Below are 22,968 nucleotides of genomic sequence, written 5' to 3'. Positions count from 1 at the left end.
CGACAGTTTGGATCTCACTGATGCCGTAACTTGCCCCTACAATTGCGGCGTGCCAGTTACCTTGTCTTCTCGCTCATCCGACGCGCCTCGCGCCGCGCGGACCGCGCCGCGATCGTCACCGCCTCCCCGGCGTCCAGACCGCCGGGCGGGCCCGATTGCGTCCCTGCTCCACGATCGCAAATATCGGCTGATGCGCACGGCTTTGGTGATTTCGCTGCTCACGCATGGCCTGGCGATGACGGTGCATTTCACGTCACCCGAGCCGCCCAAGCCGACGGCGCAGGAAATCGGGATGGAAGTGATCCTGGTCAACGCGGGCACCAAGTCCGCGCCGGCCAAGGCCGAGGTGCTGGCCCAGGTCAACAGCGACGGCGGCGGCAACAGCGAGCGCGGCCGTGCCGCGGCGCCGGTGCCGCGGTCGGCTGCCACCAGCGATGGCGAGATGCTCGCCAGCGTGCAGCAGCAACAGGCGCAGCTGGAAGCGCAGCAGCGCTTGCTGGCGGCCGAGGTCGAGGCGCAGAAGCAGCACGTGGCGCCGCCGCCCGCGCCCGAGGGGGCCAATGGGGTGCCGACCCAGCAGCCGGTGGATGCGAAAACGCGCGCCAACCAGCTGACGCGGCAATTTGCCGAGATTGCGAATCGCATCGAGGATTACAACAAGCGTCCGCGCAAGCATTTCTTTGCGCCGTCGACGTCCGAATACCGTTTTGCGACCTACGTGGACCAGTGGCGCACCCGGATCGAAGCGGTGGGGAACCGCAACTATCCGCCGGAAGCGCGCGGCCGGCTGTATGGATCGTTGCGGATGACCGTGTTGATACGGGCCGATGGCAGCATCGAGTCGTTCGACATCGATCGCCCGTCGGAACATAAAGTCCTGAACGACGCGGCCCGCCGCATCGTGGCGCTTGCCGCACCGTTCCCGCCCTTCCCGCCCCAGATCGCGAAAGACACGGACATCCTCGCCATCACGCGCACCTGGCATTTCACGAAAGACTCCTTGATAGCGACCCCCGGTTAATGGCCCCCACTGACCTCCCCTCGCGCTACGCCGTGATCGGCAACCCGGTCACGCACAGCAAGTCCCCCCAGATCCATGCGGCCTTTGCAGGCCAGACGGATCAGAACATGATCTATGAACGGCTCGCCGCCCCGGTCGACGCCTTTCCGCATGCGGTCGACGAGTTCTTTTCGACGGGTGGGGCCGGCCTGAACGTGACGGTGCCCTTCAAGATGGAAGCCTTCGAACTGACACGCGGCCGCCAGACGCCGCGGGCGATGGCGGCGGGGGCGGTCAACACCCTGTGGGTCAAGCACGGCGAATTCCACGGCTGCAATACCGATGGCGTCGGCCTGCTGCGCGATCTGGGTCGCCTGGGTGTCGCGCTGGACCGTGCCCGTGTGCTGCTGGTGGGCGCAGGTGGCGCGGCGCGCGGGGTCGTGCTGCCTTTGCTGTCGGCGGGCGCGCAGCGCCTGCACGTGGTCAATCGCACCGAAGATCGCGCCCATGAACTGGTGCAGGCGTTTGCCGAGCACCCTGCCGCGGCGCGCCTGAGCGCCGGCGGCACGACCCGCGGCATGGTGCTGCACAGCCATTGGGACGTGGTGATCAATGCCACGGCGAGCAGCCTGGGGGATACGGCGCCCGACCTGCCCCCAGGACTCTATGCGCCCGACTCGCTGGCCTACGACATGATGTATGCGTCGCAGCCGACGGCGTTCATGCGTCAGGCCAAGGCCGATGGCGCGGCGCGCACGGCCGATGGCCTGGGCATGCTGGTCGAGCAGGCGGCCGAAAGTTTCTTCCTGTGGCGCGGGCTGCGTCCGCAGACGGCGCCGGTGCTGTCGTCGCTGCGCGCCATGTTGCAGACGGGCGCCTGAACGATGGCGGCACGGAAGGCGGCAACGGCAGGCAAGGCAACGAAGACCCGCAAGCGCGGAGTCGTTGGCACCGTGTTCAAGGCACTTGGCGTCTTTGTGCTGCTGGTGGTGTTGTACCAGGCCTGGCTGTTCGGCTGGGTGGTCTGGTATGCCTACCAGGCGCCGTCTTCCACGTCGGTCATGCGCAATGAACTGTCGCGCCTGCAGGCCGCCGATCCCAACCGCCGCCTGCAGTATCAGTGGGTCGATTACGGCGGCATCAGCAACAACCTCAAACGTGCGGCGATTGCGGCTGAAGACGCCAACTTCATCGAGCATGGCGGCATCGACTGGGACGCGATCGAGCGGGCCTACGAGCACAATCGTCAACTGGCCGAAGCCACCGAGCGCGCCCTGGCCCGGGGCCGCAAGCCGCCGTCCAAGCCCGTGCGCGGCGGATCGACCATCACGCAGCAGGTCGCCAAGAACCTGTTCCTGTCCAACTCGCGCAATTACGTGCGCAAGGCGCAGGAAGTGGTCATCACCTACATGATCGAGACGGTCATGAGCAAAGAGCGGATCCTGGAGCTCTATCTGAACATTGCCGAATGGGGCGAAGGCGTGTTCGGCGCCGAAGCCGCCGCCCGCCACTACTTCCGCACGTCGGCCAGCAACCTGACTGCCTACCAGTCGGCGCGGCTGGCGTCCATGCTGCCGCGGCCGCGCTTCTATGACCAGCACCGGGGGTCCGCCTACCTGGCGTCGCGCACCGACACGCTGGTCCGCCGCATGGCCGGCACGCCCATCCCCTGACGCAATTGCAACAAACCGGGACTGCCTTCTTGCTGCAATGACGGAAGAGCTACCTGCCGCGTACAATCCTCGCTTCGTTGACTCCGCGGCGCCTTCTCGCCGCTCACCGGAATGGCCTCACCGCCACCCCCAAGCATCCCAGCCCGCAGTGCCGGTCTCCTGAATTCCGGATCTCGCACCCGCCCGCTCTGACCCCGTCGCCGTCGCGCGGAAAGGTCAGGCGCCCGGCCCGTGCGGACCCGTTTTGCCTTTCCCCGCGCGATGGTCGAATCCGTTCATACCCAGAAGTCGCTCGAGCGTAACCGGCTCGAACCCGAAGACGCCCAGGAAGCCCTGGAGCACGTCCAGGAACTCTTGCGCCGCCAGCATCTGGTGGCGGATCTGGTCCATCGCCAGGAAGTGGGCGATAGCCGCGGCCCGCTCGTCGAAGCGCTGGTGCATCGCCAGCACGATGCCGAACTGGGCGCGCTGCTCGACGACCTGCATTCGGCCGATGTCGCCTTCATTCTCGAATCGCTGCCCAAAGACGATCGCCAGAGCATCTGGCAGCTGGTGCGCGCCGACCGCGACGGCGAGATCCTGCTCGAGGTGGCCGACTGGGTCCGCGAGTCGCTGATCTCGACCATGGACCAGCAAGAGCTGGTCGCTGCGACCGAGAACCTGGAAGCCGACGAGCTGGCCGATCTGGCCCCCGACCTGCCGCCCGAAGTGGTGGCCGAGGTCCAGAAGGGCCTGACCGACGAAGAACGGGCCCGCCTGACCGCCGTCATGAGCTACCCCGAGGATTCGGTGGGCGCGATCATGGACTTCGAGATGGTCCGGGTGCGCAACGACGTGACGCTGGAAGTGGTGCTGCGCTACCTGCGCCGGCTGCAGGAACTGCCCGACCACACCGACCAGATCTTTATCGTCGACCGCCAGGAAAAGCTGATTGGCGGACTGCCGATCAACCGCCTGCTGGTGACCGATCCGGAACGGCAGGTGACCGATGTCATGGACACCGAAATCCTGACCCTGGCCCCGCTCGACGAGGCCGACGAAGCCGCCGCGGCGTTCGAGCGGTATGACCTGGTATCGGCACCCGTGGTCGATGCGGTGGGCCGGCTGATCGGCCGCGTGACCGTGAACGACGTCGTGGACGTGATCCGCGAAGCGTCCGACGAACAGGCCCTGTCCAAGGCCGGTCTGGGTGAAGAAGACATTTTTGCACCGGTGTCGCAGGCCATCCGCAACCGCGCGCCTTGGCTGCTGGTCAACCTGTGCACGGCCGCCATCGCGTCATTCGTGGCCTCGCGCTTCGAAGACACCGTGGGCCACATCGTGATCCTGGCCTTCCTGATGTCGATCGTGGCGGGCATCGGCGGCAACTCGGGCAACCAGACCATGACCCTGATCATCCGGGCATTGGCGGTCGGCCGGATCAACAGCGCCAACGTATCCAAGCTCGTGCGCCGTGAATTGCAGATCGCCCTGGTGGTCGGCATTGGCGGCGGCCTGGTCGCGGCGCTGTTTGCATGGGCCATTTCGGGCCGCTATTCGCTGGGCCTGGTGATGATGTCGGCCATGGTGCTGAACCTGCTCGTCGGCGCCAGCATCGGGATGCTCGTGCCCCTGACCCGGACACGCTTTGGCAAGGACCCGGCCATTGGCTCGTCGGTGCTGCTGACGTTCGCGACCGACACCATGGGGTTCTTTATCTTTTTGGGGCTGGCGACGTTGTTCTTGCTGTAGGCAGCGCGGCAGCCATGCTTGCCGCGACCTGCAAATCAAGTCGTCTCGCCCCTGTGCCGAAGCTGCCCTTATGTTTGCGCTGACCCCATGACCCGTACGCCCCTCGTCTTCCTGCCTGGCTTGCTCTGCGACGACGCCCTGTGGCGCGCGCAGGCGGCCGACCTGGCAGACATTGCCGATCCGCAGATCGCCGACCTGACTTTGGACGACACGATCACCGCCATGGCCCGCCGCGCGCTGGACGCCGCCCCGGAACGCTTTGCGCTGGCAGCCCTGTCCATGGGCGGCTACGTAGCCTTCGAGATCCTGCGCCAGGCACCCGAACGCGTCACTCGCCTTGCCCTGTTCGACACCCGCGCCACGCCCGACCATCCCGACAAGATCACTGAGCGCCGGGCCGGCATCGCGTCACTAGAAATCGGCCAGTTTCGCGGCGTCACCACCCGGCTGTTGCCCCGACTGGTCCACGCCTCGCACGTCGCGGGTCCCGTCGGCATGGAGGTCAAAGCCATGGCCCTGCGCGTGGGCGGTCCCGCCTTCATGCGCCAGCAACTCGCCATCCTGGGCCGCCCCGACTCCCGCCCCCTGCTGCCGACAATCAAGGTACCCACCCTGATCGCCGTCGGCGACCACGACGTCCTGACACCCCCCAGCGACGCCCAAGCCCTGCACCAAGCCATCCCCGGCTCGCACCTGCACACCTTCAAAGAATGCGGCCACCTGCCCGCCCTGGAACAGCCCGAAGAGACCAGCCAGGTGCTAAGAGACTGGCTAAGCTGGTAAGCCCAGCTACCGAGCCCCGCGACGCCGCAGCCGCAAAGCGCCGCCCCCCGCCCAACTCCCAAAAACAAAAATGCCCGCGAACCATCGCGGGCATTTCTCATTCAAGCCAAACAAACCACCCCCAGCACCTACGCTCCCCAGATCGAGGACGCGGCGGATCTGGCTTTGCCAGTCCGCTCGCGTCGCCCCCTGGGGGGAGGCGCGCAGCGCCCAGGGGGGGTCAATCCAGCCGGCCGTGACACTGCTTGTACTTCTTGCCGCTGCCGCACGGGCACGGATCATTGCGTCCGACCTTCGGCACCAGATTGCGCACCGTGTCTTCATCGCTGCGATCCGTGGCCGCTTCGGCCGCCGCCATGGCTTCGTCGTAGTCCGAGTGGTGATACTGGACGTTCTGCACCTGCGGTTGGGCCATGTCTTCGGCCTGCTCGACCTGTTCCGGCGATTGCACGCGCACGGTCATCAGCACCTTGACCACTTCGTTGCGGATGCGGTCCAGCATGCCCGAGAACAGTTCGTAGGCTTCGCGCTTGTATTCCTGCTTCGGGTTCTTCTGCGCATAGCCGCGCAGATGGATGCCCTGGCGCAGGTGATCGAGCGACGACAGATGTTCACGCCAGTGCGTGTCGATCGATTGCAGCATGATCGAACGTTCGAACTGCGCCCACATTTCGTCGCCCACCATCGCGACCTTGCTGCGGTAGCTGTCGTTGGCCGTCTGGACCACACGCTCCAGCAGGTCTTCGTCGGTCAGGTTGGGTTCGGCGTCGACAATGCTGGTCAGCGGCATCGGTGTCTGCCATTCCAGTTCCAGCACCTTTTCCAGACCAGGAATGTCCCACTGCTCTTCTACCGAATTTTCCGGCACGTAGCTGCGGAAGACGTCGGTAAAGGCGGCCACGCGCAGGTTCGACACCATGTCGGAAATCGACGCGGCTTCGAGCACTTCATTGCGCTGTGCGTAGATCACCTTGCGCTGCTCGTTCGACACGTCGTCGTATTCAAGCAGTTGCTTGCGGATGTCGAAATTGCGGCCTTCGACCTTGCGCTGCGCGGTTTCGATCGACCGGGACACCATGCCCGCTTCGATCGGCTCGCCTTCCGGCAGCTTCAGGCGTTCCATGATGCCGCGCACACGATCGCCGGCAAAGATGCGCATCAGCGGGTCTTCGAGCGACAGGTAGAAGCGCGACGAGCCCGGGTCGCCCTGGCGGCCGGCACGGCCACGCAACTGGTTGTCGATACGGCGCGATTCGTGACGTTCGGTGCCGATGATGCGCAGGCCACCGGCCTGCTTCACCACTTCGTTCAGCGGCTTCCATTCGGCGCGGACCGTGGCGATCTGCGCTTCCTTGGCTTCTTCGGTCAGCGAGTCGTTCGCGCGGATCAGGTCGATCTGCTTTTCGACGCTGCCGCCCAGCACGATGTCGGTACCGCGGCCCGCCATGTTGGTCGCGATCGTGATGCGGCCAGGCTTGCCGGCTTCGGCCACGATTTCGGCTTCGCGGGCATGCTGCTTGGCGTTCAGCACCTCGTGCGTCAGCTTCGCCTTGGTCAGCATGTCGGACAGCAGTTCGGAGTTCTCGATGCTGGTCGTACCGACGAGCACCGGCTGATTGCGCTGCTGGCAATCCCGGATGTCTTCCAGGATCGCGTTGTACTTTTCCTGCACCGTCTTGAAGACCTGGTCGTTCTGGTCCTTGCGGACCATGGGACGGTTGGTCGGCATGATGATCGTTTCCAGGCGATAGATTTCCTGGAATTCGAAGGCTTCGGTGTCGGCCGTACCGGTCATGCCGGACAGCTTGTTGTACATGCGGAAGTAGTTCTGGAACGTGATCGACGCCAGCGTCTGGTTCTCGTTCTGGATCTTGACGCCTTCCTTGGCCTCAACGGCCTGGTGCAGGCCATCGGACCAGCGGCGGCCCACCATCAGGCGGCCCGTGAATTCGTCGACGATGACGACTTCGCCGTCCTGCACCACGTAGTGCTGGTCACGGTGGAACAGGTTGTGCGCGCGCAGCGCCGCCATCAGGTGATGCATCAGCGAAATGTGTCGCGGCTCGTACAGCGACTCGCCCGGCGGCAGCAGGCCCTGGCGTTCCAGGATCTCTTCGGCCTTTTCGTGACCGGCTTCGGACAGGAAGAGCTGGTTGCCCTTTTCATCCACCCAGAAGTGGCCTTCGGGTTCGGGCTCGTTCGTCTTGGGCTCGGACGCCATGCGCGTGAGCAGCGGCGGCACCGCGTTCATGCGGATGTACATCTCGGTGTGGTCTTCGGCCTGACCCGAGATGATCAGCGGCGTGCGCGCCTCGTCGATCAAGATCGAGTCCACCTCGTCAACCACGGCAAAGAACAGGTCGCGCTGGCGGCGGTCCTGGACCTGGTATTCCATGTTGTCGCGCAGGTAGTCGAAGCCGAACTCGTTGTTCGTGCCGTACGTGATGTCGGCCTGGTAGGCGGCCTTCTTCTCGTCATTGTCCTGCTGCGACACCACGACACCGATCGACAGCCCCAGGAAGCGGTACAGCCGCCCCATCCAGGCCGCGTCACGCGTTGCCAGGTAATCGTTGACCGTGACCACGTGCACGCCTTTGCCGGCGAGCGCGTTCAGGTAGGTGGGCAGCGTCGCAACCAGCGTCTTGCCTTCACCCGTGCGCATTTCGGCGATGCGGCCGGAATGCAGCACGATGCCGCCCAGCAACTGCACGTCGAAGTGGCGCATGCCCAGGGCACGCTTGCCCCCTTCGCGGACCACCGCAAAGGCTTCGGGCAGCAGGTCGTCCAGCGTCTCGCCATTCTGGTAGCGCTGCTTGAATTCCTGCGTGCGGGCGGCGAGTTGCTCGTCGGTAAGGGCAGCGGTCTGGGATTCCAGCGCATTGATGCGCTCAACCAACTTGCCGTACTGCTTCAGGAGCCGCTCATTACGGCTGCCGAATAATTTCTTGAGCAGAGAGGAAACCATTGCGCGATGTCTGCAAGGAACCGGGGCGCCGAACCACTGGCGCAACGACCCAGCCTATAGATAGAGGGAAGCCGATGAGTTTAGCACCGTAGTGGCCAAACGGCCGCCCGAGGGCGGCCGTCAGTGTCCATGCAGGCCGCCAAAGGGGCGCCGTCAGTGTCCATGCTGGCCGCCAAGCGGCGCGGCCGTTGGGGCGAAAGCCGGACGAATCAGTCCAGCGGCTGCGCGGGCAGCGTCGCGATCACCGGCGCATTCGGCACCGGCCGCTTGCCCGGGCCATGGATGAGGAACATGTTGGGATCGACCGCGACGCCCGAGATCCGCACTTCGAAGTGCAGATGCGGCCCGGTAGACCGCCCCGTGCTTCCCACCAGCGCGATCTTCTGGCCACGCTTGACCAGGTCGCCCGTCTTGACCAGCAGGCGCGACGTGTGGGCATACCGGGTGACCAGGTCGTTGCCATGATCCAGATCGATCATGTAGCCATACCCCGCGTGGTGTTCGGCAGCCTGGACCACCCCGCCCGCGGCCGCCACGATCGGCGTGCCGCTGGGCGCGGTGAAATCAATGCCTTCATGCAGCGCACGCGACCCGGTGAACGGGTCCAGCCGCCAGCCGAAACTGGACGCGTGATACCCCTCGGACACGGGCATCACGGTAGGCGTCATGGATTTGCGCACCGACAGCGTGGTCAGCTGTGCGTCGAGCACGCTCAGGTAATCGGACCGCTCGGCCAGTTGAGCTTCGAGCCGGTCCAGTTCGCTGCTGACATCCTTGCGCGACACGTCGTGCGGATCGACCAGCAGGCCGCCCCGTCCGGGGTTGCGTTTCATGGTGAAGGTGGGGGTCACGCCTGCCAGCCCGGCGACCCGTTCGCCCAAGGCGTCGAGCTGGACCAGCTTGGCCTGCATTTCGCCAACACGGCGGGCCAGCTGGTTGATGTTTTCGCGCATGGCCGCTTCCTGACGGGCTTCGTCGGACTCGACACGTGCGGCGGATTCCTGCCACGGCAGCACGCTGTCGGTGCTGGCAGTGACCGCGTGCAGCAGCAATGCGCCAAGCGCCACGGTGGCCAGCAGGGCCGCCACCGCGCCCGCCGCAAGGCGCGGCGTGATGGTAAGCGTGCGTGCCTGGCGCAAGCGCGGATGCACTATGATGATCTGCACTTGCGTGCCTCCTGGACTGATGCGCCTTGCTCGGCGCGCTGCACCCTTCTGGTACGTGGTGTCCCGAGAGGCCGAAGATCGGCGCCGGGACCTGGTTTGACCTGCCCGACCCTGCGGGCCGGACGCTGTCGGACCGATCTTGCGGGATCGGCCCTGTTCTCGATCCCTTCAGACCGAGCCTTCCGCCCTCCCCTTCGACGTATCGTTCGGGGCCGGACTTTTCATTTTCGAGACTTTCTCGCAGTGCTACGACGCAAGAAAAAACTGACCGATCCGGCTTCGCAGACGGCCACGCTCAACTGGCTGAGCCAGGACAGCCGCGGCGCCAGCCTGATGAGCACGGCCACCCAGTTGATGGCCTTGCAGCGTCAGGTCGACGCCGTATTGCCCGAGGCCTTGCGCGGTGCCTGCCGCGTACTGCGCTTACAGGACAATAACCTGACTTTGGGCGTGCCGGCCGCATCGCACTCCGCAAAGCTGCGCCAATTGGCGCCTCGCATCGTGGCCGGGCTTGAGAAGCAAGGGTGGCAGGTTAACGGAATCGCGGTGCGCGTTCAAGCATCCCTGACCCGCCCCGTTGAAGCCCTGATGGCCGAACATGCCCTACCGCGCCAGCCTGCTCAACCGCTGGGAGACCAGGGCATTGCGGCGTTCGAGGAACTGCGGGGGCAGCTGCGGGAAGGCCCGCTGGCGGACGCCGTGGCGCGCCTGCTGGCACGCCGCAAGACGGACTGACGTACCTTCTGCCGCGCCCCGAAACGCCATCACACGCCTGCCGGCCCGCCGTGTCGCGCGACGATCAGTCCATCAACCGGCTGACGAACAGCACCCCGAAGAACACCAGCGCGACGGCGATGCCGATCCGGCCGAGCTTCCATGCGCGCTGGTAATGCTTGCGATTGCCCGTGACGAAGCCGGCAACGATCAGCAGACCGACAGCAACAGCCAGCAGAACGACAAGAAGGCGGACGAGAACCAAGGGGCCGGTCGAGTAAGGGACGGGCGGCAGCGAGCGCGGGCGCTCAGGCCAGCGCCCACTCCTGCCGGAACGCGCGCGGCGCGGCGGCGGTGGATTCGAAGGACACCATTTCCCAGGCATCCTGTCTGGCAAGCAGTGCGCGCACCAGCTGGTTGTTCATGCCGTGGCCGGACTTGTGCGCCACGTAGCGGGCGATCAGCGGCTTGCCGATCAGGTACAGGTCACCGATGGCGTCGAGGATCTTGTGTTTGACGAATTCATCGTCGTAGCGCAGACCGTCGGCATTGAGCACGCGGTATTCGTCCATCACGATGGCGTTGTCGAGACTGCCGCCGCGCGCCAGGCCCGCGGCACGCAGGTTTTCGACGTCCTGCATGAAGCCGAAGGTGCGGGCGCGGGCGATTTCGCGCACGTACGACTGCTTGGAGAAATCGATCTCGGCAAAATTCGCGGTCGAATCGATGGCCGGATGATGGAAGTCGATGGAAAACGCCAGCGCGTAGCCGTCGAACGGTTCCAGGCGCGCCCATTTGGCGCCGGGGCCTTCGCCTTCGCGCACTTCGACAGGTTCGAGTACACGAATGAATTTCTTGGCGGTGTTCTGCTCTTCCAGGCCGGCCGACTGCAACAGGAACACGAAGGTACCCGCGCTGCCGTCCATGATCGGCACTTCTTCGGCGGTCAGGTCGACATGCAGGTTGTCGATGCCCAGGCCGGCGCAGGCCGACATCAGGTGTTCGACGGTCGACACCCGCACATTGCCTTTCTGCAGCACCGACGCCATGCGCGTGTCGCCCACTTCCAGCGCGGACGCGGGCAGGTCGACAGGTTCGGGCAGGTCGATACGGTGGAACACGATGCCGGTATCAGGCGCCGCGGGCCGAAGCGTCAGCTCGACCCGACGACCTGAGTGCAGGCCGACGCCGGTCGTGCGGGTAACGCTTTGGATGGTGCGCTGACGAAGCATGGCAATGGGCCAGAAGAAGGAAGGCAGAGGCGGATTGTAACGTTTCTATGCTAGGGGAGCCAGATGGCATCGTCGCGGCGGCCACAGACAGGCTGAAACCGGTTGCAACGCAGCATGGAGAAAGCGATACAGGTGGCTCATCCATAGAGAGGATGAGCCGGGGAAAGTTCGCGCCGATGGCAGCGAAGGGGACAGCACGTTCTTGCAGCAGACGTCGGCAGGGACCCGGCAACTGCCCGGTCCCTGCATCACGAGTTACAGCTGGCCGAGCATCGTCGCGCCGTCGCTGACTTCGTACTTGCCGCCGGCTTCGACGTTCAGTTGCTTGACGACGCCGTCGTCGAGCAACATCGAGTAGCGCTGCGACCGCACGCCCATGCCGCGCTCGCTCAAGTCCAGTTCCAGGCCCAGCGCCTTGGTCCACTTGACCGAACCGTCGGCCATGAAGCGGATCTTGCCATCGGCCTTCTGGTCCTTGGCCCAGGCGCCCATGACGAATGCGTCATTGGTCGCCACGCACCAGATCTCGTCCACGCCCTTGGCCTTGATGGCGTCGAAGTTTTCCAGGTAGCTGGGAACATGCTTGGCCGAGCAGGTCGGGGTGAAGGCGCCAGGAACCGCGAAGACCGCGATCTTCTTGCCCTTGACCAGGTCTGCCACCGGGAACGCATTGGGGCCCAGGGCGCAGCCCTCGGTTTCCACCGCGATGAACTCGGTCAGGGTGCCGTCGGGAACGCGATCGCCAACTTTGATGGTCATGCTCAACTCCAATAAGAGGGGAAATACAGCCGGACAGTATAGGCAACTATCGATTGCAACTTCGTACCCTTATTAAAATCTTGCGCAGCTAAGATCGGTGCACCCCTCCGCTCATCAGGACATCCATGCGCCCCATCGCCCTGCCCCTCGCCGCCATCGTGTGCGCCATTGCCTCGGCCAATGTTTCGGCGCTCGAATTGGCGAGCTATCCGAAAGTGTTCACGGCCGACGAAGGGGTCGAAGTCGTGATCGCCCCGACTGCCGATGGCAAGCAGGCGCTGATGCGCATCAGCGGCGTCAACCACCCCGTCGATAAGGTGGTGTTCCTGACGCGCGTGGAGCGTTGGGGCGGCAGCACCGATGCGTATGTCACGACCTTCGATGGACGTGATTCCGGCATGGTGCAGAAAAAGGGCAGTGTGTATGGCGGCGGTGACCGCTACGTGGCCTACCTGCCCGGGCGCAAGCAGGAATACGCCCTGTCGTTCAACGAAAAGAAGACCAAGGCGATGAAGCCGGCGACCTTGCTCGCCAGCTATGAGTCGCAGACCCAGCAGGGCGTGCAGCAGAAGCTGGCGCGCTTCGACCGCGAAAAACATGTGACCCAGGGCCAGGCCACCCTGGCCGCGACCGATGCCGCCGCCAGCGCGTCGTGCGGTGTGCCGGTCAAGACGACGGTGGACTGGGCGGCGATCCATGACGACCGCCTGAAGAAGGTCAGCGTGCAAGGGTATTGCGGCGCCGTGGCCGCCGGGCTGGACCGGATGTGCAGCGACGCCTCAGCCAACTTCAAACAGAAGGCGGGCGCCCTCAGCCAGATCACCTGCCAGTTCGGTCCGGAATTGCGGGCACGGGTGGTTGATCGCAAGGTCGTCTTCACCACGGAAGAAAACGCGCCGAACCAGGACGATTTCATCCGCGAATTCCTGCGCAACAACTGAGCGTGGAGAGTTGGCGCATCTGCCAGGTGTCCTTCCCCATCCGTTGTTCGATACCTCAAGGAATTCCGCGTCCTGCGTGCGCAAGGCGTGTTCCGTGAACAGCAAGCTCGCGTTGAGAGACGCATGGCGGCGGAACTGAAGCGCAAAAAAAACCGCCGCGTGGATCGCTCCACGCGGCGGTTTTCCTGAAAGATCGAACGATCTCAGTCGGCTTGCTTGCGCAGAAACGCCGGGATGTCCAGATGTTCCATGCCCGAGCTTTCCAGGGCCTGGACGCGCATCGACGCATCGCGCGGATTGCGGAACACGGTTGGCGTGTCGTAGTCGTGGTAGTTGGTCGAACCGTTGTGGTTGCTGTTGCCGCCTGCATTGCCGGTGTTGCCGCCGGCTTGCTGGTAGACGTGCGCATCGCTGGTGCCGGTGCGCAGCTGGGGCATGGCGTTCTGCACCAGTTGCGGCTTGGCCTTCGCGCGGCCCAGGCCGGTGGCGACCACGGTCACGCGCAGGTCTTCACCGATCGCGTCGTCGTAGGCCACGCCGAAGATCACGGTCGCTTCTTCCGCGGCATAGCTGCGGATGGTGTCCATGATTTCGCGCGTTTCGCGCATCTTCAGCGAACGGCTGGCAGTGATGTTGACCAGCACGCCGCGCGCGCCGTTCAGATCGATGCCTTCGAGCAGCGGGCATGCAATCGCATGCTCGGCGGCCACGCGCGCGCGGTCCACGCCGCTGGCGATCGCCGTGCCCATCATGGCCTTGCCCTGCTCGCTCATGATGGTCTTGACGTCTTCGAAGTCGACGTTGACGTTGCCGTCGACGTTGATGATTTCGGCGATGCCGGCGCAGGCGTTGTGCAGCACATCATCGGCGTTCTTGAAGCAGTCTTCCTGGGTGGCGTCTTCGCCCATCAGGTCATACAGCTTTTCGTTCAGCACGACGATCAGCGAGTGCACGTGTTCCGACAGCGCATCGATGCCCTCTTCGGCCATGCGCATGCGCTTGCCGCCTTCGAACGCGAACGGCTTGGTGACCACGGCCACCGTCAGGATGCCCAGTTCCTTCGCGACTTCCGCCACGACCGGACCGGCGCCCGTGCCCGTGCCGCCGCCCATGCCGGCGGTAATGAACACCATGTTCGCGCCTTGCAGCGCGTCACGGATTTCTTCGCGCGCCGTATCGGCGGCGGCACGGCCTTGCTCAGGCTTGGCGCCCGCGCCCAGGCCGCTGCGGCCCAGACGGATCTGGATCGGGGCATTGGTGTGGGCCAGCGCTTGCGCGTCGGTGTTGGCGCAGATGAAGTCCACGCCCTGGACGCCACGGCGAATCATGTGGGCGACGGCGTTGCCACCGGCTCCGCCCACACCCACGACCTTGATGACCGTGCCACGGGTATCGGTGTCTAGCATTTCGAATTTCATAAGGTTCTCCGAAGAGGTTCTGGCAGTTTGGGAGTGGGTGATCGGGAATACGAAAAATGAAAAGCGATCCGGACAAGCAGCCTTGCGGCGAAAACAACCCGGCCGTGACCCCGCCAAGGATCACGCTTCATATTTCATATTCCCGGCACACGCGACTCCATAGGTTGGATGAACAAGAAACTACCGGTGGCTTGCGCCGGCCGGGTACTGCAACTACGACCGCGACTGCAGGACTTGCACAAAATCTTTTTGCGACTGGGCTCGCACTCAGAAATTCCCCAGAAACCACTCTTTCATGCGCGCGAAAATCTGCGTGACGTTGCCGGTCTGCTGTGCAACGCGGCGGCCGCGGACACGCTGGAGGCGCGCCTCGGCCAACAGGCCCATCACGGTGGAAAAGCGCGGACTGCGAACCACGTCCGCCAGGCTGCCGGTGTATTCCGGCACGCCAAGGCGAACGGGTTTCAGGAAAATGTCTTCGGCCAGTTCGACCACGCCAGGCATCTGCGAGGTCCCGCCGGTCAGCACGATGCCGGACGACAGCAGCTCGTCGTAGCCGGATTCGCGCACCACCTGCTGCACGAAGGTGAACAGCTCTTCGACACGGGGTTCGATCACGGCGCCCAGCGCCTGACGCGATAGTTGACGCGGTCCACGATCGCCCAGGCCCGGCACTTCGATGCGTTCATCCGGGCTGGCCAGCACCTGCTTGGCCACGCCGTAACGCAGCTTGATCTCTTCGGCGTCGGGCGTCGGCGTGCGCAGCGCGGCCGCGATGTCGCCGGTGATCTGGTCGCCGGCGATCGGGATCACGGCCGTGTGGCGGATCGCGCCGCCGGTAAAGATGGCGATGTCGGTCGTGCCGCCGCCGATGTCGACCAGGACCACGCCCAGTTCCTTCTCGTCGGTGGTCAGGCAGGCCAGGCTGGACGCCAGTGGTTGCAGGATCAGGTCCTGCACTTCCAGGCCGCAGCGGCGCACGCACTTGACGATGTTCTGCGCGGCGCTGACGGCGCCGGTCACGATGTGCACCCGCACTTCCAGGCGGATGCCGCTCATGCCGATCGGCTCGCGAATGTCTTCCTGGCCGTCGACGATGAATTCCTGCGTCAGCACATGCAGGACTTGCTGGTCGGTAGGGATGTTGATGGCCTTGGCCGTCTCGATCACGCGTGCGACGTCGGCCGCGGTCACTTCCTTGTCCTTGATCGCGACCATGCCGCTGGAGTTGAAGCTGCGGATGTGGCTGCCGGCAATGCCGGTGAAGACGTCGCGGATCTTGCAGTCGGCCATCAGCTCGGCTTCTTCGAGCGCGCGCTGGATCGAATTGACGGTCGTCTCGATGTTGACGACGACGCCCTTGCGCATCCCGCGCGACTCGTGCTGCCCGAGGCCGAGGACTTCGAAGCGCCCTTCCGGCTGCATCTCGGCCACCACTGCCACCACTTTGCTGGTGCCAATGTCGAGGGCAACGATCAGGTCCTTGGTTTCACGGGTCATGGCTTTTTCTGCGTAGTTTTCGGGGTTGATGCGGGTTTCTTGGTGCCGGTCGCCGCTTTAGGCGCCGGCGCCGGCTTGGCCGTGGTAATGGCAAAACCGTTGGGGTAACGCAGGTCGGCATGGATCGTCTTGCCGATCCGGGTATCGATGACCTTGGCTGCCTGCACGAAGCGCTGCACACGCGATTCGAGCGACGCCGGGTCGGTCCCGCCGACCGAGGTCGGATCGCGACCCAGATCGATCGTCAGACCGGTCGACAGTTCGACCTGCCATGCGTAACGCTGTGTCAGCAATACGCGCGACGGGTCGACCTTGATCGGCGCAAACCAGCGGATCAGTTCCGCGTAGCGCTGCGCCACCAGTTTTTCCGAGCCGGGCGGGCCGCCGAACACGGGCAGCGCGCCATCTTCCTCGGCCTCGCCCAGGTTCGCCGTGAACGACTCCCCATAGGTGTTGAGCAGCCGGTTTTCGTTCCACAAGCCCAGCACCCGGTGCTCTTCCACCGTCACGCGCAGGGCATTGGGCCACTGGCGACGAATCGAGGCATGGCGCACCCAGGGCACGGTCTCGAGCACCTGCCGTACCTGCTCCAGGTCGGCCGTGAAGAAATTGCCGCTCAGCCGTCCCTCGATGGTCGCGCGCACGCTGGCCGTGGTGACATGCTGCAGCTCGCCGTTCTCGGCTTCGACCACGATGCCCTTGAGCGCGAACACCGGCCGCTGCGCCATCCACAGCAAGGCGGCCAACCCCAATGCCAGCGCCGCCAACAGATACAGCGTGTTGGCCAGGAGGTTGAGGGTTCGGGAGTCGTTCCACACAGATCGTCCGATTAAGCGCTTTGAGGCCGGCTGGCCGAGACCTTGCATCGGGCATCCGCAAGGAGCTCGACACACAGGCTTTCATAGTTCATGCCGTTCGCGGCCGCCGCCATGGGCACCAGCGAATGGCTGGTCATGCCCGGCGACGTGTTGATCTCGAGCAGGTACGGTTCGCCGTTGTCCGCCAGGATCACGTCGGCGCGGCCCCAGCCTTCGCAGCCGATCGCACGATAGGCGGCCACGCAAATTTGCTGGATGCGGCGGGTGGTGTCTTCGGGCAGGTTGGCCGGGCAGAAGTACTTGGTTTCGTCGCCGAAGTACTTGTGCTCGTAGTCATAGTTGCCATCGGGCGCCACGATCTCGATCACGGGCAGGGCATAGGCGTTCGCGCCCTTGCCCAGGATGGCGACGGTCAGTTCGCGGCCGCTGATGAAAGCTTCGGCCAGCACGTCTTCGTCGAATTCCGAGGCCTTGGCGTAGGCGGCGGCCAGGTCTTCGCGGCGCGTGACCTTGGTCACGCCCAGGGTCGAGCCTTCATGCGGCGGCTTGACGAACACGGGCAGGCCCAGCGTCGATATCACGCCGTCCAGATCGGTGTCGGCATCGAGCACGGCATAACGCGGCGTGGGCAGCGCTTCGTGCAGCCACACCCGTTTGGTCATGATCTTGTCCATGGCCAGCGACGAGGCCAGCGGGCCGCTGCCGGTGTACGGAATGCCCAGCAGTTCGAGCGCGCCCTGCAGGGTACCGTCTTCGCCGTAGCGGCCGTGCAGTGCGATGAACACGCGGTCGTAGCCTTCGGCAGCCAGCTCGGCCAGCGAGCGTTCGCCCGTGTCGAACAGGTGCGCGTCGACGCCGGCATTGCGCAGGGCCTGGTGCACCCCCGTGCCGGACATGATGGAGACGTCGCGCTCGGCGGACTTGCCGCCGTACAGCACGCCGACTTTGCCAAAGGACTGCGGGGACTTCATGACGGACTTCCTTGAAGAATCGGTGCGGCGGCGTGCTGCGGCGCGTTGAACAGCGCGCCCACCTTGGCCGGGACGGCGCCAATCGAACCGGCGCCCATGACGATGACCACGTCGCCATCGCGCGCGAAGTCGGCAATGGTGTGCGGCATGTCGGCAATGTCTTCGACGAACACGGGTTCGACGCGGCCCACCACCCGCACGGCGCGGGTCAGCGAGCGGCCATCGGCGGCCACGATCGGGGTTTCGCCGGCCGGGTAGACCTCGGCCAGCAGCACGGCGTCTGCGGTGCCCAGGACTTTGACGAAGTCCTCGAAGCAGTCACGCGTGCGGGTGTAGCGGTGCGGCTGGAAGGCCAGCACGATGCGGTGTTCGGGATAGGCGCCACGGGCCGCAGCCAGCGTCGCGGCCATTTCGACCGGATGGTGACCGTAGTCGTCGATCACGCGGAAGCTGCCGCCGCCATTGGCGTCGGTCACCGGGAACACGCCGGCCTGCGTAAAGCGGCGGTTCACGCCGTTGAACGCGGCCAGGGCATCTCGGATGGCGCTGTCGGACACGCCCAGTTCAGTCGCCACCGCGATCGCGGCCAGGGCGTTGCGCACGTTGTGCTCGCCCGGCAGGTTCAGCGTGATGTCGATGGGCGGCAACTCCACGTCGCGGTCGCGGCGCAGCACGGTAAAGCACATGCGCGGGCCGTCGGCGCGCACGTCGATCGCGCGGATCTGCGCGTCGGCGTTAAAGCCGTAGGTCGTGATCGGGCGCGAAATGAAGGGCATGATCTCGCGCACGCTGGCGTCGTCCGAACACAGCACCGCGGTGCCATAGAACGGCATGCGCTGCGTGAATTCGACAAACGCGCTTTTCAGCCGCGCGAAGTCATGGCCATAGGTGTCCATGTGATCGGCGTCGATGTTCGTGATCACCGCCATGACAGGCAGCAGGTTCAGGAAGGACGCGTCGGACTCGTCGGCCTCGACCACGATGAACTCGCCCTGCCCCAGCTTGGCATTGGCGCCCGCCGAATTCAGCCGCCCGCCGATCACGAAGGTCGGATCCAGGTCGCCCGCCGCCAGAATGCTGGCGACCAGGCTGGTGGTGGTGGTCTTGCCATGCGTGCCGGCCACGGCAATGCCACGCTTCAGGCGCATCAGTTCGGCCAGCATCAGTGCGCGCGGCACGACGGGAATACGTTTGTTGCGGGCCGCAATCACTTCAGGATTGTTGCCCGCGACGGCGGTCGACGTGACGATGGCATCGACGCCTTCGATGTTCTCGGCCTTGTGGCCCTGCACGATGCACGCGCCCAGCGCGGCCAGGCGCTGCGTGGTCGCGTTGTCGGCCAGGTCGGACCCGCTGATGCGGTAGCCGAGGTTCAGCAGGACTTCGGCGATACCGCTCATGCCGGAGCCGCCGATGCCAACGAAGTGGATGTGTCTGATCCGGTGTCTCATGGTTTCTCTTTGCGCGCCGCGGCTTCGCAGATGTCGGCGATGCGGGCGGTTGCCAGCGGCCGGGCCATCGCACGCGCACGCGTCGCGGTCTCGATCAATTCGGGGCGGGTGCGCTCGGCCAGCCAGGCCGCCAGCCATTCGGGCGTCAGCGCCGATTGGGGCTTGAGCCAGCCGGCCTGCGCATCGCTCAGGTATCTGGCGTTGGTGGTCTGGTGGTCGTCGACCGCGTGCGGAAACGGCACGAACAGCGCGGCAGCGCCTGCCGAGCAGATCTCGGCCACGGTCATGGCGCCCGACCGGCAGATCACCAGATCGGCATCGGCATACGCCGCGGCCATATCGGTAATGAACGCAAGGCAGTCGCCCGCCACGCCAGCGGTGGCATACGACGCCTGCAAGGCGGCCAGGTGCTTTTCGCCAGCCTGGTGCACGACGGTTGGACGCGCTGCGGCCGGCAGGCGGGCCAGGGCTTGCGGCACGGTGTCGTTCAGCGCCTGCGCGCCCAGGCTGCCGCCCACCACCAGCAGGCGCAGCGGGCCGGTGCGGCCAGCCAGGCGATCAGCGGGCGCCGCCACGCGGGTCATTTCGGGGCGCACCGGATTGCCGACCTGCTCAACGGCCGAGTGGCCGCGGGTCCTGCCTGGAAACGCGCCCGGAAAGGCCGTCAGCACCTGGTCCGCCACACGGGCGAGCACCTTGTTGGTCATGCCGGCCACGGAATTCTGTTCATGCAGCACCAGCGGAATGCCGCGCATCGCCGCCATCAGGCCGCCCGGCAGGGCCACGTAGCCGCCCATGCCCAGCACCACGTCGGGCTTGTGCCGGCCCAGGGCCGAGAAGGCCTGGCCCAGCGCGCGCAGCAGCGTGAACGGCAGCTTGACCAGCGTCTTGACGCCCTTGCCGCGCACGCCCGAAAAGCGCAGCGGCACCAGCTGGATACCTTGCGGCGGCACCAAACGCGATTCCATACCTTCGGGGTGGCCCATCCAGACCACGTTCCATCCGCGCGCACGCAGGTCTTGCGCAACGGCCAGGCCGGGCATGATATGCCCGCCCGTGCCACCGGCCATGACCATCAGGGTGCGTGTGGGGACGAGGGGTGAGCTCACAGGCGCCCTCCACGCATCAGAATGCGGTTTTCGTAGTCCACGCGCATCAGCACGGCCAGCGCGCACATGTTGAACACGATGCCCGTGCCGCCAAAGCTCATGAACGGCAGGGTCAGGCCCTTGGTTGGCAACAGGCCCAGGTTCACGCCCATGTTGATCAGCGTCTGCACGCCGAACCACAGCACGACACCCTTGGCGACCAGGCCGCTGAAGGTGCGGTCCATGGCGATGGCCTGGCGGCCGATTTCGAAGCCCCGGCGCACGATGGTGGCGAACAGCAGGATCACGACGGCGACGCCAACGAAGCCCAGTTCTTCGCCGATCACGGCCAGCAAAAAGTCCGTATGCGCTTCGGGCAGGTAGTGGAGTTTTTCGACACTGCCGCCCAGGCCCACGCCCAACCATTCGCCGCGGCCGAAGGCGATCAGCGAGTGCGACAGCTGGTAGGCCTTGCCCAGCGCGTTGCCTTCGCTCCACGGGTCCAGGTAGGCGAACAGACGTTCCCGGCGCCACGGCGCGGCCCAGATCAGCAGCATGAAGGTGCCGACCAGCACGCCAGCCAGGCCCGCGAACAGCTTGCCGTTCATGCCGCCCAGGAACAGGATGCCCATCGAAATGGCCACGACCACCACGAAGGCGCCCAGGTCGGGCTCGAGCAGCAACAGCAGGCCGGTGGCCGCCATCGCAACCGCCATCGGCACGAAGCCGCGCCAGAAGAACTGCATGTGTTCCTGCTTGCGCACCGTGTAGTCGGCGGCGTAGATCAGCACCGCCAGCTTCATCAGCTCGGACGGCTGGAAGTTGACGATGCCCAGTGGCAGCCAGCGATGCGCGCCGTTCACTTCGCGGCCGATGCCGGGCACCAGCACCACGGCCAGCAGCACCAGCGAGATCGAGAACAGCAGCATGGCGTACCGCTGCCAGGTGTCCATGCGGATCGAGAACGTGAACACCGCCGCGAACAGCCCCACCATCAGGTAGGCCACGTGGCGGATCAAAAAGAAGTAGTTGCCGTAGTTCTTGTACTTGGGCGAATCGGCCAGCGTGACCGAGGCCGAATACACCATGACCAGGCCCATCAGCAGCAGGGCAGCGGCGGACACCACCAGCGCGGCGTCGTAATTGAGCATGCGCGTGCGGCTGGGCCGGACGGCGTTCACACCATTGGACAGTTCTGCGAACAGGCTCATGTCAGATCTCTCCGCGATCGTGCGCGAGTTCGGTGACCGCGGCGTCGAACACATCGGCACGGTGCTTGTAGTCGCGGAACATGTCGAAGCTGGCGCAGGCGGGCGACAGCAGCACCGCGTCGCCGTCTTCGGCGTGCGTCATGGCGGTCTGGACGGCGGCTTCGAGCGACTCGCTCGTGACCAAAGGAACGTTCGTGCCCGCCAAGGCATCGGCCATTGCAGGCGCATCGCGCCCGATCAGGACCACGGCGCGGGCATGCAGCGCCACGGCGCGCGCCAGCGGCGCAAAGTCCTGCCCCTTGCCCACGCCGCCTGCAATCAATACCGACCGCTGGCCCAGGCCTTCCAGGGCCGCCACGGTGGCGCCCACGTTCGTGCCCTTGCTGTCGTCGATGAAATCGACCCCGGCGATCGTGCGCAGGAATTCGACGCGATGCGGCTCGCCGCGGTAATCGCGCACCGAGTGCAGCATGGGCACCAACGACAAGCCGATGCACCGGGCCAGTTGCAGGGCTGCCAGCACATTGGCGGCGTTGTGCTGACCGCGCACCAGCAGCGCGTCGACCGGCATCAGGCGCACGACGCGCCCGGCAGCCCGCAGAATGGGATCGTTCTTTTTGCGCTTGACGGGCTCGGCGTCGAACTCGTCAAAGGCGGACTCGGCCAGCCAGGCCACGCCATGGCTGTGGTCCATGCCCATGTCGCCGGCCAGCGCGGGCAGGTCGCGGCCAAAGCTGCGCACCCGGTCGGCGTCCAGCCGATCGACCATGGCCACCGTGGTCGGGTCATCCCGGTTCACGATGGCAATGGCAGACGCCGTCAACAGCCTGGCCTTGGCCGCGGCATAGGACGCCATGTCGCCATGCCAGTCCAGGTGATCCTGCGTCACGTTCAGCACCACGGCCGCATCGGGATGCAGGCTGCGGGTGGTCTCCAGCTGGAAGCTGGACAGTTCCAACACCCACACGTCGGGCAGCGCGTTCGCGTCCTGCGCGGCCATCAATGCCGTCAGCGCGGCGGGGCTGATGTTGCCCGCCACCGCCACCGACTTGCCGGCGGCAGCTACCAGCCGGCCCGTCAATGACGTAACCGTGGTCTTGCCGTTGGTGCCGGTAATGGCCAATACTTTTGGGGCATAGGCCTGCTCAATCTTGAGCGTGTTCAGCGCTTGCGCGAACAGTTCGATTTCGCCGATGACCGGAATGCCGCGTGACCGGGCCGCGTCCACCAGCGCGCGGGCCGGGGCCAAACGGGGCGACAGGCCGGGGCTCAGCACCACCCGGTCCACGCCTTCAAGCAGCGCCAGGTCGAATTGCGATTCGCCATCGATGTCCTGCAGGGCCGCCGCGCCGAGCACGAATCGGGCGTCGCCCGCCTGCTCGCGCAGCGCGGCCAGGCCGTTCGTGTCGGTCCGCGTGTCGGCGACGCGCACGCCGCAGCCGGTGCGTACGCACCACTGCACCGCGGCCGAGCCGGTCTCGCCCAGGCCAAGGACCAGGGTGAACGGCATCGCGACAGGAGACTCCAGCGTGTCCATCAAGGCTTCC

General features: G+C 65.5%; 20 protein-coding genes. 7 read left to right on the top strand and 13 right to left on the bottom strand.

Annotated elements, in window-relative coordinates; all coding sequences use genetic code 11:
* Window positions 1-190: 190 nt before the first annotated feature.
* The 5 genes from IE116_RS18685 to IE116_RS18665 all read left to right on the top strand — a co-directional run bounded on the left by IE116_RS18685 (window position 191) and on the right by IE116_RS18665 (window position 5,187).
* A complete protein-coding gene (locus IE116_RS18685) occupies window positions 191-1,021 on the top strand; it encodes an energy transducer TonB (protein WP_189614792.1) in 831 nt (276 codons plus the stop codon).
* The gene (gene aroE, locus IE116_RS18680) at window positions 1,021-1,881 is read left to right on the top strand and encodes a shikimate dehydrogenase (protein ID WP_189614791.1); all 861 of its coding nucleotides are present in this window, start codon (window positions 1,021-1,023) and stop codon (window positions 1,879-1,881) included. Before IE116_RS18685 ends, aroE begins: the two co-directional genes overlap by 1 nt.
* A gap of 3 nt (window positions 1,882-1,884) precedes the next feature.
* Window positions 1,885-2,673 (top strand): monofunctional biosynthetic peptidoglycan transglycosylase, encoded by a 789-nt coding sequence (mtgA, locus tag IE116_RS18675; protein ID WP_189614790.1) that lies wholly within the window; start codon window positions 1,885-1,887, stop codon window positions 2,671-2,673.
* 261 nt (window positions 2,674-2,934) lie between these two features.
* Window positions 2,935-4,404 carry a magnesium transporter gene (gene mgtE, locus IE116_RS18670; protein ID WP_189615761.1) on the top strand — a complete coding sequence of 490 codons (1,470 nt, stop codon included), beginning with the start codon at window positions 2,935-2,937 and terminating at the stop codon, window positions 4,402-4,404.
* Between the two features lie 87 nt (window positions 4,405-4,491).
* Window positions 4,492-5,187: an alpha/beta fold hydrolase gene (locus IE116_RS18665; protein ID WP_189614789.1), complete on the top strand. Its 696-nt coding sequence runs from the start codon at window positions 4,492-4,494 to the stop codon at window positions 5,185-5,187.
* 220 nt (window positions 5,188-5,407) lie between these two features.
* Here IE116_RS18665 and secA read toward each other — a convergent pair whose 3' ends face one another.
* Both secA and IE116_RS18655 read right to left on the bottom strand, forming a co-directional pair.
* Window positions 5,408-8,152 (bottom strand): preprotein translocase subunit SecA, encoded by a 2,745-nt coding sequence (gene secA, locus IE116_RS18660; protein ID WP_189614788.1) that lies wholly within the window; start codon window positions 8,150-8,152, stop codon window positions 5,408-5,410.
* Between the two features lie 209 nt (window positions 8,153-8,361).
* On the bottom strand, window positions 8,362-9,318 hold the full coding sequence (locus IE116_RS18655; RefSeq protein ID WP_189614787.1) for a M23 family metallopeptidase: 957 nt from the start codon (window positions 9,316-9,318) through the stop codon (window positions 8,362-8,364).
* A gap of 96 nt (window positions 9,319-9,414) precedes the next feature.
* Here IE116_RS18655 and IE116_RS26195 point away from each other — a divergent pair, with 96 nt between their 5' ends.
* The gene (locus IE116_RS26195) at window positions 9,415-10,053 is read left to right on the top strand and encodes a DciA family protein (RefSeq protein WP_373303056.1); all 639 of its coding nucleotides are present in this window, start codon (window positions 9,415-9,417) and stop codon (window positions 10,051-10,053) included.
* A gap of 64 nt (window positions 10,054-10,117) precedes the next feature.
* On the opposite strand, the gene IE116_RS18645 is transcribed toward IE116_RS26195, so the two are convergent.
* The 3 genes from IE116_RS18645 to IE116_RS18635 form a co-directional block, all read right to left on the bottom strand.
* Entirely contained in the window at window positions 10,118-10,297 is a 180-nt protein-coding gene (locus tag IE116_RS18645) for a hypothetical protein (protein ID WP_189614786.1), read from the bottom strand.
* 43 nt (window positions 10,298-10,340) lie between these two features.
* Window positions 10,341-11,264: a UDP-3-O-acyl-N-acetylglucosamine deacetylase gene (lpxC, locus tag IE116_RS18640; RefSeq protein WP_189614785.1), complete on the bottom strand. Its 924-nt coding sequence runs from the start codon at window positions 11,262-11,264 to the stop codon at window positions 10,341-10,343.
* A gap of 255 nt (window positions 11,265-11,519) precedes the next feature.
* Window positions 11,520-12,023, bottom strand: coding sequence for a peroxiredoxin (locus IE116_RS18635; RefSeq protein WP_189614784.1), 504 nt, complete (start codon window positions 12,021-12,023; stop codon window positions 11,520-11,522).
* A 125-nt stretch (window positions 12,024-12,148) separates the two neighbouring features.
* Here IE116_RS18635 and IE116_RS18630 point away from each other — a divergent pair, with 125 nt between their 5' ends.
* Window positions 12,149-12,964, top strand: coding sequence for a hypothetical protein (locus IE116_RS18630; protein WP_189614783.1), 816 nt, complete (start codon window positions 12,149-12,151; stop codon window positions 12,962-12,964).
* Between the two features lie 203 nt (window positions 12,965-13,167).
* On the opposite strand, the gene ftsZ is transcribed toward IE116_RS18630, so the two are convergent.
* The 8 genes from ftsZ to murD all read right to left on the bottom strand — a co-directional run bounded on the left by ftsZ (window position 13,168) and on the right by murD (window position 22,958).
* Window positions 13,168-14,382, bottom strand: coding sequence for a cell division protein FtsZ (gene ftsZ, locus IE116_RS18625; RefSeq protein WP_189614782.1), 1,215 nt, complete (start codon window positions 14,380-14,382; stop codon window positions 13,168-13,170).
* A gap of 267 nt (window positions 14,383-14,649) precedes the next feature.
* Window positions 14,650-15,882 carry a cell division protein FtsA gene (gene ftsA, locus IE116_RS18620; protein ID WP_179588834.1) on the bottom strand — a complete coding sequence of 411 codons (1,233 nt, stop codon included), beginning with the start codon at window positions 15,880-15,882 and terminating at the stop codon, window positions 14,650-14,652.
* The gene (locus IE116_RS18615) at window positions 15,879-16,700 is read right to left on the bottom strand and encodes a cell division protein FtsQ/DivIB (protein ID WP_189614781.1); all 822 of its coding nucleotides are present in this window, start codon (window positions 16,698-16,700) and stop codon (window positions 15,879-15,881) included. The genes ftsA and IE116_RS18615 overlap by 4 nt, the downstream gene beginning before the upstream one ends.
* A gap of 11 nt (window positions 16,701-16,711) precedes the next feature.
* On the bottom strand, window positions 16,712-17,671 hold the full coding sequence (locus IE116_RS18610) for a D-alanine--D-alanine ligase (RefSeq protein WP_189614780.1): 960 nt from the start codon (window positions 17,669-17,671) through the stop codon (window positions 16,712-16,714).
* Entirely contained in the window at window positions 17,668-19,122 is a 1,455-nt protein-coding gene (gene murC, locus IE116_RS18605; protein WP_189614779.1) for a UDP-N-acetylmuramate--L-alanine ligase, read from the bottom strand. Before murC ends, IE116_RS18610 begins: the two co-directional genes overlap by 4 nt.
* Window positions 19,119-20,198: an undecaprenyldiphospho-muramoylpentapeptide beta-N-acetylglucosaminyltransferase gene (murG, locus tag IE116_RS18600; RefSeq protein WP_189615757.1), complete on the bottom strand. Its 1,080-nt coding sequence runs from the start codon at window positions 20,196-20,198 to the stop codon at window positions 19,119-19,121. Before murG ends, murC begins: the two co-directional genes overlap by 4 nt.
* A 29-nt stretch (window positions 20,199-20,227) precedes the next feature.
* Window positions 20,228-21,421 carry a putative lipid II flippase FtsW gene (gene ftsW / locus IE116_RS18595; RefSeq protein ID WP_189614778.1) on the bottom strand — a complete coding sequence of 398 codons (1,194 nt, stop codon included), beginning with the start codon at window positions 21,419-21,421 and terminating at the stop codon, window positions 20,228-20,230.
* Window position 21,422: 1 nt separating this feature from the next.
* Window positions 21,423-22,958 (bottom strand): UDP-N-acetylmuramoyl-L-alanine--D-glutamate ligase, encoded by a 1,536-nt coding sequence (gene murD, locus IE116_RS18590; RefSeq protein WP_189614777.1) that lies wholly within the window; start codon window positions 22,956-22,958, stop codon window positions 21,423-21,425.
* Between the last annotated feature and the right edge of the window lie 10 nt (window positions 22,959-22,968).

Source organism: Pigmentiphaga litoralis (assembly GCF_014651835.1).
GTDB lineage: Bacteria > Pseudomonadota > Gammaproteobacteria > Burkholderiales > Burkholderiaceae_B > Pigmentiphaga > Pigmentiphaga litoralis.
Note: the sequence above shows the minus strand (reverse complement) of the source record. Positions and strands in the feature narration are given on the sequence as shown.